11 protein-coding genes are annotated in these 13836 nt (G+C 63.8%); 8 read left to right on the top strand and 3 right to left on the bottom strand.

The features are described from left to right. Positions 1–10 precede the first annotated feature (10 nt). Together gatA and gatC are read right to left on the bottom strand one after the other, a co-directional pair. Positions 11–1462 (bottom strand): Asp-tRNA(Asn)/Glu-tRNA(Gln) amidotransferase subunit GatA, encoded by a 1452-nt coding sequence (gatA, locus tag BHD08_RS16735; protein ID WP_125023614.1) that lies wholly within the window; start codon positions 1460–1462, stop codon positions 11–13. Positions 1463–1476: 14 nt separating this feature from the next. Continuing rightward, entirely contained in the window at positions 1477–1764 is a 288-nt protein-coding gene (gene gatC / locus BHD08_RS16730) for an Asp-tRNA(Asn)/Glu-tRNA(Gln) amidotransferase subunit GatC (protein WP_015278048.1), read from the bottom strand. 318 nt (positions 1765–2082) lie between these two features. Here gatC and mreB point away from each other — a divergent pair, with 318 nt between their 5' ends. The 8 genes from mreB to tldD all read left to right on the top strand — a co-directional run bounded on the left by mreB (position 2083) and on the right by tldD (position 13151). Then, entirely contained in the window at positions 2083–3120 is a 1038-nt protein-coding gene (mreB, locus tag BHD08_RS16725; protein WP_003292433.1) for a rod shape-determining protein MreB, read from the top strand. 99 nt (positions 3121–3219) lie between these two features. Beyond that, positions 3220–4209, top strand: a complete 990-nt coding sequence (gene mreC, locus BHD08_RS16720) for a rod shape-determining protein MreC (RefSeq protein ID WP_125023612.1) — start codon at positions 3220–3222, stop codon at positions 4207–4209. Beyond that, a complete protein-coding gene (mreD, locus tag BHD08_RS16715; RefSeq protein WP_125023610.1) occupies positions 4206–4694 on the top strand; it encodes a rod shape-determining protein MreD in 489 nt (162 codons plus the stop codon). The genes mreC and mreD overlap by 4 nt, the downstream gene beginning before the upstream one ends. 138 nt (positions 4695–4832) lie before the next feature. Further along, positions 4833–5423, top strand: a complete 591-nt coding sequence (locus BHD08_RS16710; protein WP_125023608.1) for a nucleoside triphosphate pyrophosphatase — start codon at positions 4833–4835, stop codon at positions 5421–5423. 86 nt (positions 5424–5509) lie between these two features. Continuing rightward, complete coding sequence (gene rng / locus BHD08_RS16705; protein ID WP_125023606.1) at positions 5510–6967, top strand: ribonuclease G; 1458 nt, start codon at positions 5510–5512, stop codon at positions 6965–6967. 49 nt (positions 6968–7016) lie between these two features. Continuing rightward, positions 7017–10820 (top strand): YhdP family protein, encoded by a 3804-nt coding sequence (locus BHD08_RS16700; RefSeq protein ID WP_125023604.1) that lies wholly within the window; start codon positions 7017–7019, stop codon positions 10818–10820. A 40-nt stretch (positions 10821–10860) separates the two neighbouring features. Then, positions 10861–11706, top strand: a complete 846-nt coding sequence (locus BHD08_RS16695; RefSeq protein ID WP_125023602.1) for a carbon-nitrogen hydrolase family protein — start codon at positions 10861–10863, stop codon at positions 11704–11706. A 2-nt stretch (positions 11707–11708) separates the two neighbouring features. After that, complete coding sequence (tldD, locus tag BHD08_RS16690) at positions 11709–13151, top strand: metalloprotease TldD (protein WP_015278041.1); 1443 nt, start codon at positions 11709–11711, stop codon at positions 13149–13151. A gap of 75 nt (positions 13152–13226) precedes the next feature. Here tldD and yjgA read toward each other — a convergent pair whose 3' ends face one another. Continuing rightward, a complete protein-coding gene (gene yjgA / locus BHD08_RS16685) occupies positions 13227–13748 on the bottom strand; it encodes a ribosome biogenesis factor YjgA (protein WP_125023600.1) in 522 nt (173 codons plus the stop codon). Positions 13749–13836 lie beyond the last annotated feature (88 nt).

Raw genomic sequence — 13836 nt, 5'->3', positions numbered from 1 at the left:
TTCAATCTCCTCAGAATCCGGCCGGGGCGCGCGTGTGCCAATCGGTGACTTGTTGATACTGGTGCGCCACGTTCAGCAGGCGCGCTTCCTGGAAGTACGGCGCCAACAGCTGTACGCCTACCGGCAGGCCATCGATGAAGCCGGCCGGCATCGACAGGCCCGGAATGCCCGCCAGGTTGGCAGTGATGGTGTAGATGTCCTCGAGGTAGGCGGACACCGGATCGGCGTTCTTCTCGCCCAGCTTCCAGGCCAGGTTCGGCGTGGTCGGGCCGAGGATCAGGTCAACCTGCTCGAAAGCAGTGACGAAATCCTGCTTGATCAGACGGCGGATCTTCTGCGCCTTGAGGTAGTAGGCATCGTAGTAACCGGCCGACAGCGCGTAGGTGCCAACCATGATGCGTCGCTTGACCTCGTCGCCGAAGCCCTCCGCACGTGAGCGCTTGTAGAGGTCGGTGAGGTCGACCGGGTTTTCGCAGCGATAGCCGAAACGCACGCCATCGAAACGCGAGAGGTTGGAGGAGGCCTCGGCCGGCGCGATCACATAATAGGAAGGAATCGCATGCTGCATGTTCGGCAGGCTGATGTCCTTTACCGTGGCGCCGAGCTTTTTCAGCTCCTCGACGGAAGCCATCACGGCGTCAGCGATCTTCGGGTCCAGACCGGCGCCGAAGTACTCCTTCGGCAGACCGATGCGCAGGCCGGCGAGTGGCTGGCTCAATGCGGCGAGATAGTCGTCCAGCGGCTGGTCGACGCTGGTGGAGTCCTTGGCATCGAAGCCGGCCATGGCCGACAGCAGCAGCGCGCAATCCTCGGCCGTGCGCGCCATCGGGCCGCCCTGATCGAGGCTCGAGGCGTAGGCCACCATGCCCCAGCGCGAAACCCGGCCGTAAGTCGGTTTGAGTCCGGTGAGGTTGGTCAGCGCGGCTGGCTGGCGGATCGAACCGCCGGTGTCGGTGCCGGTAGCAGCGGGCAGCAGACGCGCCGCGATGGCCGCTGCGGAGCCGCCGGAGGAGCCGCCCGGTACGCGGGACAGGTCCCAGGGGTTCTTCACCGGGCCGTAATAGCTCGACTCGTTGGCCGAGCCCATGGCGAATTCGTCCATGTTCAGCTTGCCGAGGGTGACCGTGCCGGCAGCGGCGAGGCGTTCCACCACGGTGGCGTCGTACGGGGCTTTGAAGTTGTCGAGAATCTTCGAGCCGCAGCTGGTACGGATGCCCTGAGTGCAGAACAGGTCCTTGTGGCCGATCGGCGCGCCGAGCAGCGCACCGCTTTCACCGGCGGTGCGACGCGCGTCGGCGGCCTTGGCCTGGGCGATGGCGAGTTCATCGGTGACGCTGATGAAGCTGTTCAGCTGCGGATCGAGCTGTTCGATGCGTGCCAGCAGGGTGCGCGTCAGCTCTTCGGCGGAGAAGCGCTTCTCGGCAAGGTTGCGGGCGATTTCGGCAAGTGTCAGGTTGTGCATGTCGGTGTCCTTCATCACTCGATCACTCGCGGAACCAGATAGAGACCGTCTTCCACGGCAGGCGCGATGGCCTGATAGGCATCACGCTGGTTGGTTTCCGTGACCGCATCGGCGCGCAGTCGCTGGGTCGTCTCCAGCGGGTGGGCCAAGGGCTCGATGCCGGTGGTGTCGACCGCCTGCATGCGATCGATCAGGCCCAGAATGTTGTTGAGGGTCTCGGTGGTGCGGGGCAGGTCGGCTTCAGACAGGCCCAGGCGGGCCAGGTGAGCGATCTTTTCCACCTCGGTGCGTTCAAGCGCCATCGGGTATCTCCAGCGGAAAGCGAATCGGGACTGCACCTTCCGTCGACTGGACGGGGTGCATGGCAGCACGGGACGAGCCGCGGCAATGGGCTTTCTGGCCCGGAAAAGCCGTCAATCTTACATGCCCGAGGCGGTTATCGGTAGCGTGGACGCGGTGCGCGGCCTTAGGATGAGTGGCGACCACCGTCATGCGACCTGGCGCGCAATGCCTCATTTCTGGCGCCACGCGGGCGGACTCTCGCCTTGCCCTAACTTCGCACCATTGTTAGAGTTTGCGGCACTTTTTTCCCCACGCGTTTGCCCCAGGGCCCTTTTCCCATGTTCAAGAAACTGCGTGGCATGTTTTCCAGTGATCTGTCGATCGACCTGGGCACTGCCAATACCCTTATTTATGTGCGCGATCGCGGCATCGTTCTCGACGAACCCTCTGTAGTCGCCATTCGTAGCCACGGCAACCAGAAGAGCGTTGTCGCCGTAGGCACCGAGGCCAAGCGCATGCTGGGCCGTACCCCGGGCAACATCAACGCGATCCGTCCGATGAAGGATGGTGTGATTGCCGACTTCAGCGTCTGCGAAAAGATGCTGCAGTACTTCATCAACAAGGTGCACGAGAACAGCTTTCTGCAGCCCAGCCCGCGCGTACTGATCTGCGTGCCTTGCAAGTCGACCCAGGTCGAGCGCCGTGCCATTCGCGAGTCGGCTCTCGGTGCCGGTGCCCGCGAAGTGTTCCTGATCGAGGAGCCGATGGCGGCCGCGATCGGCGCCGGTCTGCCGGTGGACGAAGCGCGTGGTTCGATGGTTGTGGACATCGGTGGTGGCACGACCGAGATCGCGCTGATCTCCCTCAATGGCGTCGTTTACGCCGAATCCGTGCGGGTGGGTGGCGATCGCTTCGATGAATCCATCGTGACCTATGTGCGGCGCAACTATGGCAGCCTGATCGGCGAATCCACCGCTGAACGCATCAAGCAGGAAATCGGAACTGCCTTCCCGGGCGGCGAGCTGCGTGAAGTCGACGTGCGTGGCCGCAACCTGGCCGAGGGTGTGCCGCGCAGCTTCACGCTGAACTCCAACGAGGTGCTCGAAGCCCTGCAGGAGTCGCTGGCGACCATCGTTCAGGCGGTCAAGAGCGCCCTGGAACAGTCCCCGCCGGAACTGGCTTCGGACATCGCCGAGCGCGGTCTGGTGCTGACGGGTGGTGGCGCGCTGTTGCGTGACCTGGACAAGCTGCTCGCTCAGGAAACCGGTCTGCCGGTGATCGTCGCCGAAGAACCACTGACCTGTGTGGCCCGTGGTGGTGGTCGTGCGCTGGAAATGATGGATCGTCACGCCATGGACTTGCTGTCCACCGAGTGAGCCTGCGCAGCTGTGCTCATGACAAGCCGAAAGATCCGGTCGCGCCGGCTTTCGGCTTGTCACGTTTAGTCTCAAGCTTTTGTTCGTGAGGTAGTTGCAATCAAGCCGCTATTTGCCAAAGGACCTCTGCTCGGTGTGCGCCTGCTGGTGTTCGTCGTGCTTTGTGTCGTGCTGATGGTGGTGGATGCCCGCTTCGACGCGCTGAAGACGGTACGCAGTCAGATGGGCCTGGTACTGACGCCGTTCTACTGGGTCGCCGACATGCCGGTGCGGATCTGGAGAGGCGCGACCGAGCAGATCGCCAGCAGCAACAGCCTGATGGCCGAGAACGAGAAGCTCAAAGCCGAGGCGTTGCTGATGCAGCGACGCCTGCAGAAGCTGGCAATGCTCACCGAGCAGAACGTGCGCCTGCGTGAACTGCTCAATTCGGCGGCACTGGTCGACGACAAGGTCATCGTCGCCGAGCTGATCGGTCTCGACCCGAACCCGTTCACCCATCGCATCCTGATCGACAAGGGCGAGAAGGATGGTGTCTTCATGGGGCAGCCGGTGCTGGATGCCAGTGGCCTGATGGGGCAGGTGGTCGAAGTACTGCCGTACGCTGCGCGCGTATTGTTGCTCACCGACGTCACTCACAGCATTCCGGTGCAGGTCAATCGCAATGGTTTGCGCGCGATCGCCGTGGGTACCGGCAATCCGGACTATCTCGAGCTGCGCCATGTGGCCGAAACGGCTGACGTCAAGGCCGGGGATCTGCTGGTCAGTTCCGGGCTAGGCCAGCGCTTCCCCAGCGGCTATCCGGTAGCTCAAGTCACCGAGGTGGTGCATGGGTCCGGCCAGCCGTTCGCCATCGTGCGCGCGGTCCCTACCGCCATGCTCAATCGTAGTCGCTACCTGATGCTGGTCTTCAGCGACTCGCGCACGCCGGAAGAGCGTGCGGCTGCAGCGGCTGAAGCCCAGGCCGACGCCGACCAGAAGGCGGCTGCTGAAGGTGGCGAGGCGTCAGCGGCTCCGGGCACAGCTGAGACCGGCGCCGCCCCGCCAGCTGCCGAGACACCGGCGGCGCCTGCAGCGGAGGTGGGGCAATGATCAGTGGACGTCCGAACAATGGCTGGGTCATCTGGTTCAGCCTGACGCTTGCGCTGCTGCTCAGCGTCGCACCTATGCCGGGCAGCGCTGAGCTTGCTCGGCCGTTGTGGCTGGGCTTGGTCATTGCCTTCTGGTCGCTGACCCTGCCGCATCGCGGTGGCTTGGGCGCTGCGTTTTGTTTCGGCCTGGCCCAGGACGTGCTCGCCGGCACCCTGTTCGGCCAGAGCGCCTTGCCGCTGATTCTGATTGCCTTTCTGGTGCTGAGTCTGCAGCAGCGCCTGCGCATGTTCCCGCTGTGGCAGCAAAGCATGGTGTTGTTGGTAGTGCTCGGCCTGGCCCAGCTGGTTCAGCTGTGGCTCAACACATTGACCGGCAACCGACCACCGACGTTACTGTTCCTCGTGCCAGTGCCGATCAGCGCACTGTTGTGGCCCTGGGTCTTCGTGGCCTTGCAAGGCATGCGTCAGCGCTTCTCCGTCTACTGAGGCCTCGCGCGTCTTTTGGCGATCCGCTTTGGCGCCAGGCCTGAGGCACCAACTGCGCCTTTTACGGCTGTCCCTTTCGCCTTTCTCGAGCCAGGCGGATATGCGACGCTGTCGCTTATTTATCGTTGAGGATCTGTCATGGGCGCTTTGTATCTTGCCTCGGCATCACCCCGCCGCCGCGAACTGCTCGCACAGATAGGTGTTCCGTTTTCGCTGATCGACGTGTCGGTCGATGAAACACCGTCACCGACCGAATCCCCCGAGGCGTATGTCGAGCGTGTTGCGCGCGAGAAAGCGCTTGCCGGGCTGGCCAGTCTGAGTGATCAGGACGGTTGCGTGCTTGGCGCTGATACCAGCGTGGTGCTCGATCAACACATTCTCGGCAAGCCTGTCGACCGCGCTGATGGGCTCGCCATGCTGGCGGCGCTTTCCGGGCGTACGCACCGCGTCATGACGGCGGTGGCATTGGCCAGCCGCACGGCATGCGAAGTTCGTGTCGTCATCAGCGAAGTCACCTTCCGTGCCATCGAGCAAGCCGAGGCCGAGGGTTACTGGGCCAGCGGCGAGCCCGCAGACAAGGCGGGTGGTTACGCGATCCAGGGTTGGGGAGCGGTCTTCGTCAGTCAGCTGCACGGCAGCTATTCCGCGGTGGTTGGCCTGCCGCTGTGTGAAACGGCCCAGCTTGTTGATGCGTTCGGCCTTCCACGTTGGACCAAAGGCTCAAGCTAGAGCCTGTGGCTTCGGCATGCTTGCCGGTTAGAATCGATCTCAACGACCAGCTAGCGCTGCACATCAAGCCACCGCCGAGAATAAGAATGAGCGAAGAAATCCTGATGAACATCACCCCCATGGAGTCGCGGGTGGCGGTGGTTGAAAACGGTGTTCTGCAGGAAGTGCACGTCGAGCGCACTCAGCGCCGCGGCATTGTCGGCAATATCTACAAGGGCAAGGTGGTGCGCGTGCTGCCCGGTATGCAGGCGGCTTTCGTCGACATCGGCCTGGACCGGGCCGCCTTTATCCACGCGTCGGAGATCTCCGCCCGTGAAGGCAACGCCGTCGAGCCGATCAACGCGTTGGTGCATGAAGGGCAGAGCCTGGTGGTGCAGGTCACCAAGGACCCCATCGGCACCAAGGGCGCACGCCTGACCACGCAATTGTCGATTCCCTCGCGCTATCTGGTGTACATGCCGCGTACGAGTCATGTCGGGATTTCCCTGCGCATTGAAGACGAGGCCGAGCGCGAACGACTCAAACAGATCGTTGCAGAATGCGTGGCAGCCGAGGGCATTCAGGAGGCGGGCGGCTTTATCCTGCGCACCGCGGCCGAGGGCGCCGGCAGTGACGAAATCCTCATGGATATCCGTTATCTGCGTCGTCTGTGGGAGCAGATTGCCAGTCAGATCAAGACCGTCGAAGCGCCCACGGTGATCTACGAAGATCTTTCGTTGGCCATGCGCACCCTGCGCGATCTGGTCAATCCGCGGATCGAGAAGATCCGTATCGATTCGCGGGAGAATTTCCAGAAGGTGACCCAGTTCGTCGGCGAGTTGATGCCGGAACTGGGCGACCGTCTCGAACACTACCCGGGCGAGCGACCGATCTTCGATCTCTACGGTGTCGAGGACGAGATCCAGAAGGCGCTGGAGCGCAAGGTCATGCTCAAGTCCGGCGGCTACCTGATCATCGATCCGGCCGAGGCGATGACGACCATCGACGTCAACACGGGCGCCTTCGTCGGCCATCGCACGTTGGAAGAGACGATCTTCAAGACCAACCTCGAATCGGCCACGGCGATTGCCCGCCAGCTCCGGCTGCGCAATCTGGGCGGCATCATCATCATCGACTTCATCGACATGGAAGACGAGGAACACCGGCGCCAGGTCCTGCGCACGCTGGAGAAGCAACTCGAACGCGACCATGCCAAGACCAACATCATCGGCATCACCGAGCTCGGTCTGGTGCAGATGACCCGCAAGCGCACCCGCGAGAGCCTGGAACAGGTGCTCTGCGAACCATGCATGTGCTGCCAGGGACGCGGCAAATTGAAGACCCCAGAGACCGTCTGCTACGAAATTTTCCGCGAAATCCTGCGTGAGGCACGGGCCTACCAGGCGGAGGGCTATCGGGTGCTCGCCAACCAGAAGGTGATCGATCGCCTGCTGGACGAGGAATCAGGCAACGTGGCTGATCTCGAGGCGTTCATTGGTCGGTCGATCAAGTTCCAGGTGGAAAGCATGTACTCGCAGGAACAGTACGACGTGGTGTTGCTCTGAACAGAGGTAGATCAGGCCGTCCGGGCCAGGATGACCGGAGTGCACCCGTATGAGCCGCCTCGCCGCTTTTCTCGTGACCCTGTCGCGCCAGCTGTTCTGGCTGGCAGCGTTCGGGCTCATTCTGGCCGCGCTGTACGTCAGCCTCGGCCGGCAACTGGTGCCCCTGGTGGCCGAGTACCGAAACGAGGTGCAGGAAAAGGCGCAGGCGGCGCTGAATATGCCGGTGACCTTGGGCCGGCTGGAAGGTCGCTGGGAGGGCTTCGCGCCCAAGCTGCTTGCACATGATGTGCTGCTCGGTGAGGGCGACGGTGCCATGCGTCTGGACCGTGTCGCTATCGTCCCTGATCTGGCTGCCACCCTTTGGGTGCGTGGGCTGCGCCTCGCAATGCTGGAATTGGCTGGCGTGCATCTCTCCGTGGCCGAAGATGCCGGGGGTAAATGGCGAGTGGAGGGGCTGCCGGAGCGAACCGAGCAGCCTCCGCCCGACCCGCAGAAGCTTATCGAGGCGTTGCAGCAGGTGCGACGGCTCGCCGTCATGGACAGTCAGATCACCCTCGAGCCCTTCGGCGAATCGCCGCTGACCCTGAGCTATACCGATCTGGGCCTGCGCGTCGACGGCGAGCGGCTTAGGCTCGATGCCCGCAGCGTTCTGCCGGATGGGCAGCCCCTGGCCTTGCGCGTTGAGGGGCGTGTGCAGGCGCAGCGCTGGCAACAGGCCGAAGCGCAACTTTATATGAGCCTGCCGCAAAGCGATTGGGCCGCGTGGCTGCCACGACGCCTGACTGTCGACTGGAACCTGCATTCTGTGCAGGCAGGCGGCGAGCTGTGGGCGCGCTGGAGCAAGCAACGGCTGGAGCGTGCCGTGCTGCGTTTGAATGCGCCGCAGCTGAACGCGTCGTTTGCCGATCGTGCGCCCGTGCAGCTTGAGGACCTGGCCGTCGAGGCTTACGTCGATCACACCGAAAAGGGCTATCGGTTGTTGCTCGACCGACTGGCCTTCGATCTGCAAGGCGAGCGTTGGGGCGACGCGCGAATCCTTCTGCAGCAGAACCAGGGCGAGCAGCACTGGCGGCTGCAAGCCGATCGGCTGGGTATCGCGCCGATCGTCACGCTCGTTGGCGGGCTGGCGCCGCTACCGCCGGCCGCCACCGAGACGCTCTCGACGCTGCAGCCCAGCGGAACGGTGCGCAATCTTCGCCTCGATTACCACCCTGACATGGATTCGCCGCAGCGGCTGCGGTTCGCCGCCAATCTGGATCGGATCAACTTCGCGGCGCAGAACTGGATTCCGGCGGTTGGCAACGCAAGCGGCAGCATTCAGGGCGATCTTGCCGGCGGCGAGCTGCGCCTGGACAGCGACGACTTCAGCCTGCACCTCGCACCGCTGTATCCCGAGCCCTGGCACTATCGGCACGGTGCCGGTCGCCTGACCTGGACGCTGGATGATCGGGCATTCACCTTGGCCGCACCCTATCTGCGCGTCGATGGCGAAGAAGGCAAGATCGCCGGGGATTTCCTCATCCGCCTGATGCGGGATCCAGAGGCGGAAGACTACATGGACCTGCGCGTCGGCCTCAGCGACGGCGACGCCGGCTATACCGAGAAGTACCTGCCCACCAAGTCGCCGGCGCTGAGCCCAGCGCTGGTCGACTGGCTCAAGGCGGCCATACGTGGTGGTACCGTCGAGCAGGGGTATTTCCAGTACCAGGGCGCGCTGAGCAAGAACGCTTCCGACAGTGCGCGCAGCCTGAGCCTGTATTTCAAGGTGCGTGACGCCGAGCTGGCCTTTCAGCCTGGCTGGCCCGTGCTGCGGCAGGGGCGCGGTGAGGTATTGATCGAGGATAGCGGGGTGCGGGTGCGGCTTGCCGAAGGCAGGATTCTCGACAGCCGCGTGTATGACGCGACAGCCGATATTCCCCATGCCGGCAGTGGGAAAGTGCCGCAGTTGTCCGTCAAGGGAAAGGTGAGCAGCAGTCTGCCGGATGCGTTGAAGCTGCTGCAGGAAGCGCCAATCGGCACCGGAGAGATCTTCGCGGGGTGGCAGGGGCAGGGGCAGCTCGATGGCGCTCTGGATCTGCAGATTCCGTTGGGTAAAGGCACCCCGCGGGTCATCGTGGATTTCGCCAGCAGCGATGCAACACTGCGGATCGCCGAGCCTGCGCTTGGCTTCGAGCAGCTTCGCGGCGACTTCCGGTACGACACTGCGCAAGGGCTCAGCGCAGATGACATCCAGGCTCGCCTGTTCGGCCGTCCGGTCAGAGGCAAGGCCGTGGCGACGGGCTCGCCCGGCAAGCCTGCCTCGCGCATCGAAGCGCGTGGCGACGTGGGGCTCAAGCAGCTGCTCAAGTGGCTTGAAGTTGAGCAGCCATTGCCGGCCAGTGGTGAGTTGCCTTACCAGCTGCGACTGGATCTGGCGGGTGAGAACAGCCAGTTGCAGATTGACTCTTCGCTGCAGGGGCTGCGCATCGAACTGCCGGCACCGTTCGGCAAGACGGCTGGTGTACGCCGTGATACCTCGCTGCGCATGTCTCTGCAGGGCGCTGAGCGGCGCTACGGTGTGCAGTACGGGACACTCGCTGCATTGGCCTTCGCTGCACCGCCAGGTGCCTGGGCGCAAGGGCGCGGCGAGCTGCGTCTGGGAGCTGGCGCGGCCAATCTGCCGGCCCGCACCGGGCTGTATGTACGAGGCCGCCTGGCTGAACTCGATTGGAAGGCCTGGCAGGCAGTGCTCGACCAGCACGGCAAGGGTGATCCACAGCAGGCGACCGGTTCCCTGCTGCGCCAGGTGCAGGTCGATGTCGGCCGGTTCGATGGCTTCGGCACCCGAATCGACAACCTCGGCGTTGACCTGCAGCGGTTGAGCAATGCCTGGGCGCTGAACCTGCGCAGCTCGCTCATCAGCGGCGCGGTCCGCCTTCCAGATGCCGAGAACGGCGTCATCGTGGCCAATCTGCAACACCTCCGCTTGCCCGCCGCGACGGCGACCGGCGAGGCGGCCGGTGCTCGTCCGGATCCGTTGGCTGACGTGGATCCGCAAAGCCTGCCGGCGATGGATGTCTCCATCGACAAGGTCGCCATGGGGGACGACACGCTCGGTGCCTGGGCGCTGAAGTTGCGCCCGGTCAGCGGCGGAGTCGAATTCCGCGATATCGCCCTTGACCTGAAGGGCCTGAGGATCGCCGGTGTCGGCGGCTGGAACGGTACCCAGACCTGGTACAAAGGTCGCCTCGAAGGCCGCAATCTGGCTGACGTGTTGCTGGCCTGGGGCTTTGCCCCGTCGGTGACCAGTGAAACCTTTCGACTGGATGCGGACGGCCAGTGGCCGGGGTCGCCGGCCTGGTTCGCCATGGCGCGCTATTCCGGCAGCATGCAACCGCGGCTACGCAAGGGGCAGTTCGTCGAGATCGATGGCAGCGCTCAGGCACTGCGCGTGTTCGGCGTGCTGAACTTCAACTCGATAGGACGCCGCCTGCGCCTGGATTTCTCCGATCTGTTCAGCAAAGGTCTCAGCTACGACCGTCTGGACGGCAACCTGCAGGCCAGCTCCGGAGTGTTCACGACCCGCGAGCCGATCACGGTCAGCGGTCCGTCGAGCAACCTCGAACTGGACGGCAAGCTGGATATGGCCCGTGATGAGATCGACGCCAAGCTGCTGGTAACCTTGCCGATCAGCAACAACCTGCCGCTGGCGGCACTGATTGTCGGTGCGCCGGCAATTGGCGGTGCGCTATTCGTGGCGGACAAGCTCTTGGGTGACCGCGTTGCGCGTTTCGCCAGCGTGCAGTACGACGTCAAGGGGCCGTGGCAGTCGCCGAAGATCAGTTTCGACAAACCATTCGAGAAGCCCAACTGATCCGCAGTCGCGGGCTTCGTCTTTCAGCAGCGGGGAAGTCATGTCCTTAGCCGTGATACAGATGGCCAGCCAGGCTGACGTTGCGCTCAATCTGACCTGCGCTCGACAGTTGCTGGAGCAGGCGGCACAGGCCGGCGCCCGTCTGGCGGTGCTGCCGGAGAACTTCGCTGCCATGGGGCACAAGGCTCCGGCGGCACTCGGGCGTGCTGAAGCGATGGGTGAGGGGCCGATCCTGCCCTGGTTGAAACAGGCGGCGCGTGACCTCAGGTTATGGATAGTCGCCGGAACGCTGCCGTTGCCCGCGGATGAGTGCCCGCAGGGCAAGCCCAACGCCTGCTCGTTATTGTTCGATGATCAAGGGCAGCGCGTGGCGCGCTACGACAAGCTGCATCTGTTCGACGCGGCGGTGGCCGACAGCCGCGGCCAGTATCGTGAGTCCGATGACTATGCGCCCGGTGAGCGATTGGTCGTGGTCGATACGCCGGCTGGGCGATTGGGCATGAGCGTGTGCTACGACCTGCGCTTCGCCGAGCTGTATACGGCGTTGCGCGCAGCGGGTGCGGAGTTGATCAGCGTGCCGTCGGCCTTCACCACAGTGACTGGCGAGGCGCACTGGACGAGCCTGATTCGCGCCCGCGCCATCGAGACGCAATGCTATATCCTGGCTGCGGCACAGGGTGGCGAGCACCCAGGCGGTCGCGTCACCCATGGTCATTCGTCTATCGTTGACCCATGGGGCCGCCTGCTATGCGAACAGGCAACCGCTCCGGCTGCTCTCCTCGCCGAGCGAGATGTTGCGGAACAGGCCGCCATTCGCCAGCGCATGCCGGTGCAACGCCACCGCCGATTTTCCGTACCGTGCCTGGTCACGGACCGTTTGGAGTGAATATGAGTGAACTGCTGTTACCCGTCACCGAGCGCCTGCTGACCCCTGGCGGCCTGGGTATCGACGATCTGCCCGGCCTGCTCGGCGAGCTTGCCGGCCCCGGCGTGGATGCTGCGGACCTGTATTTTCAGGACCAGGTGTCCGAGTCGTGGGTACTCGAGGACGGCATCGTCAAGGAGGGCGGCTTCCACCTGGAGCAGGGCGTCGGCGTGCGTGCGCTGTCTGGCGAGAAGACCGGCTTCGCCTATAGCAATGCCATCACCGCCGATGCGCTGCGCCAGGCCGCTCAGGCTGCGCGTTCGATTGCGCGCAGCGGGCAGCAGGGCCAGGTCAAGGTTCTGTCCAAGGCGGCATTCGCTCCGCTGTACAGCCGCGACAATCCGCTCGATGGGCTGAGCCGCGCCGAGAAGGTCGAGCTGCTCAAGCGCATCGATGTCGCGACCCGTGCGCTGGACCCGCGCATCAAGCAGGTCACTGTGAGCCTGGCGGGTGTCTGGGAGCACATCCTGGTGGCTGGCATGGATGGCGGCATGGCGACCGATATCCGGCCGCTGGTGCGCTTCAACGTCAGCGTGATCGTCGAGCAGAACGGTCGGCGTGAGCGTGGCGGGCAGGGCGGCGGCGGTCGCACCGGCTATCAGTACTTCCTGACCGAGGACCGCGCCATGGGCTACGCCCGCGAAGCCCTGCGCCAGGCGCTGGTCAACCTCGAGGCGGTGCCAGCACCGGCCGGTTCGTTGCCGGTGGTACTCGGCCCTGGCTGGTCCGGCGTGCTGCTGCACGAAGCCGTGGGGCATGGCCTGGAGGGTGATTTCAACCGCAAGGGCAGTTCGGCCTATAGCGGCCGGATTGGCGAGCAGGTCGCGTCCAGTCTTTGCACCATCGTCGACGACGGTACCCTGGCCGACCGTCGTGGTTCGCTCAGCGTCGATGATGAAGGCACACCGACGCAGTGCACCACGCTGATCGAGAACGGCATTCTCAAGGGTTATATCCAGGACAAGCTCAACGCACGGCTGATGGGTGTTGCGCCGACCGGTAATGGCCGCCGCGAGTCCTATGCGCACCTGCCGATGCCGCGCATGACCAATACCTACATGCTCGCCGGCGAGAGCGATCCGCAGGAGATCATCCGTTCGGTGAAGAAGGGCATCTACTGCGCCAGCCTTGGTGGTGGGCAGGTCGATATCACCAGCGGCAAGTTCGTTTTCTCTACCAGCGAGGCGTACCTGATCGAGGATGGCAAGATCACCGCGCCGGTGAAGGGCGCAACCCTGATCGGCAACGGTCCGGAGGTGATGAACCGGGTATCGATGGTCGGCAACGATCTGGCGCTGGACAGCGGTGTAGGTACTTGCGGAAAGGATGGGCAGTCGGTGCCGGTGGGCGTCGGTCAGCCGACATTGAAAATCGATGAAATCACGGTAGGCGGAACAGGCGCTTGAGGGCGCTGCTGATCCCGAGCTGCAAACGCAGGGCCGTAACGGCCTCGGCTTGCAGCTTCCGGTTCGGTTCTGCCGTTAGCGCAGCCCGCGCTTGGTTTCGTCGAGGTCGCGGATGTACTTGAAGATCTTGCGGCTGGCGGCTGGCGGTTTGTTGCGTGCCGCTTCGTGCTGGGCATGACGGATCAGCCCACGCAAATGCTGGCGATCGGTTTCGGGGTATTCGGCAACGAAGGCTTCCAGCGTCGCGTCATCTCCGCCGATCAGACGGTCGCGCCAGCGCTCCAGTGCATGGAAGCGTTCGTTGTACTGGCGAGTCGAGGCGTCGAGCTGATCGACCAGCGCCAGGATGGCGTCGACATCCTGATCGCGCATCAGCTTGCCGATGTACTGGATGTGCCTTTTACGGGCGATGTGCGCCTTGTGTTTGGGGGCGTCGGCCAAGGCCTTCTGCAGGGCATCGCTCAGCGGCAGGCGGGCAATGAGGTCCGGCTTGAGGGTGGTCAGGCGCTCGCCGAGTTCCTGAAGGGCAAGCAGCTCGCGCTTGACCTGGGATTTGCTTTTTTCGTCGAAATCTTCGGCATCGGAGTGTTCAGACATGGGGATGGTCCATTAGGAAATGCCGCCATGATAACAGCAGCCCTGGCGGCAGGCTTCAGAGGAGCGGCGCCAGGTTGCAACTTGATTC

The sequence above is a fragment of the Pseudomonas sp. SCT genome (genome assembly GCF_003864275.1).
GTDB classification, from domain to species: domain Bacteria; phylum Pseudomonadota; class Gammaproteobacteria; order Pseudomonadales; family Pseudomonadaceae; genus Stutzerimonas; species Stutzerimonas stutzeri_AE.
This window is presented reverse-complemented; position numbering and strand designations above follow the sequence as displayed.

Bases quoted from the DNA above. Each gene is read 5' to 3' on its own strand.
- gatA (WP_125023614.1), bottom strand. From the start codon at position 1,462: ATGCACAACCTGACACTTGCCGAAATCGCCCGCAACCTTGCCGAGAAG.
- gatC (WP_015278048.1), bottom strand. From the start codon at position 1,764: ATGGCGCTTGAACGCACCGAGGTGGAAAAGATCGCTCACCTGGCCCGC.
- mreB (WP_003292433.1), top strand. From the start codon at position 2,083: ATGTTCAAGAAACTGCGTGGCATGTTTTCCAGTGATCTGTCGATCGAC.
- mreD (WP_125023610.1), top strand. From the start codon at position 4,206: ATGATCAGTGGACGTCCGAACAATGGCTGGGTCATCTGGTTCAGCCTG.
- BHD08_RS16710 (WP_125023608.1), top strand. From the start codon at position 4,833: ATGGGCGCTTTGTATCTTGCCTCGGCATCACCCCGCCGCCGCGAACTG.
- rng (WP_125023606.1), top strand. From the start codon at position 5,510: ATGAGCGAAGAAATCCTGATGAACATCACCCCCATGGAGTCGCGGGTG.
- BHD08_RS16700 (WP_125023604.1), top strand. From the start codon at position 7,017: ATGAGCCGCCTCGCCGCTTTTCTCGTGACCCTGTCGCGCCAGCTGTTC.
- BHD08_RS16695 (WP_125023602.1), top strand. From the start codon at position 10,861: ATGTCCTTAGCCGTGATACAGATGGCCAGCCAGGCTGACGTTGCGCTC.
- tldD (WP_015278041.1), top strand. From the start codon at position 11,709: ATGAGTGAACTGCTGTTACCCGTCACCGAGCGCCTGCTGACCCCTGGC.
- yjgA (WP_125023600.1), bottom strand. From the start codon at position 13,748: ATGTCTGAACACTCCGATGCCGAAGATTTCGACGAAAAAAGCAAATCC.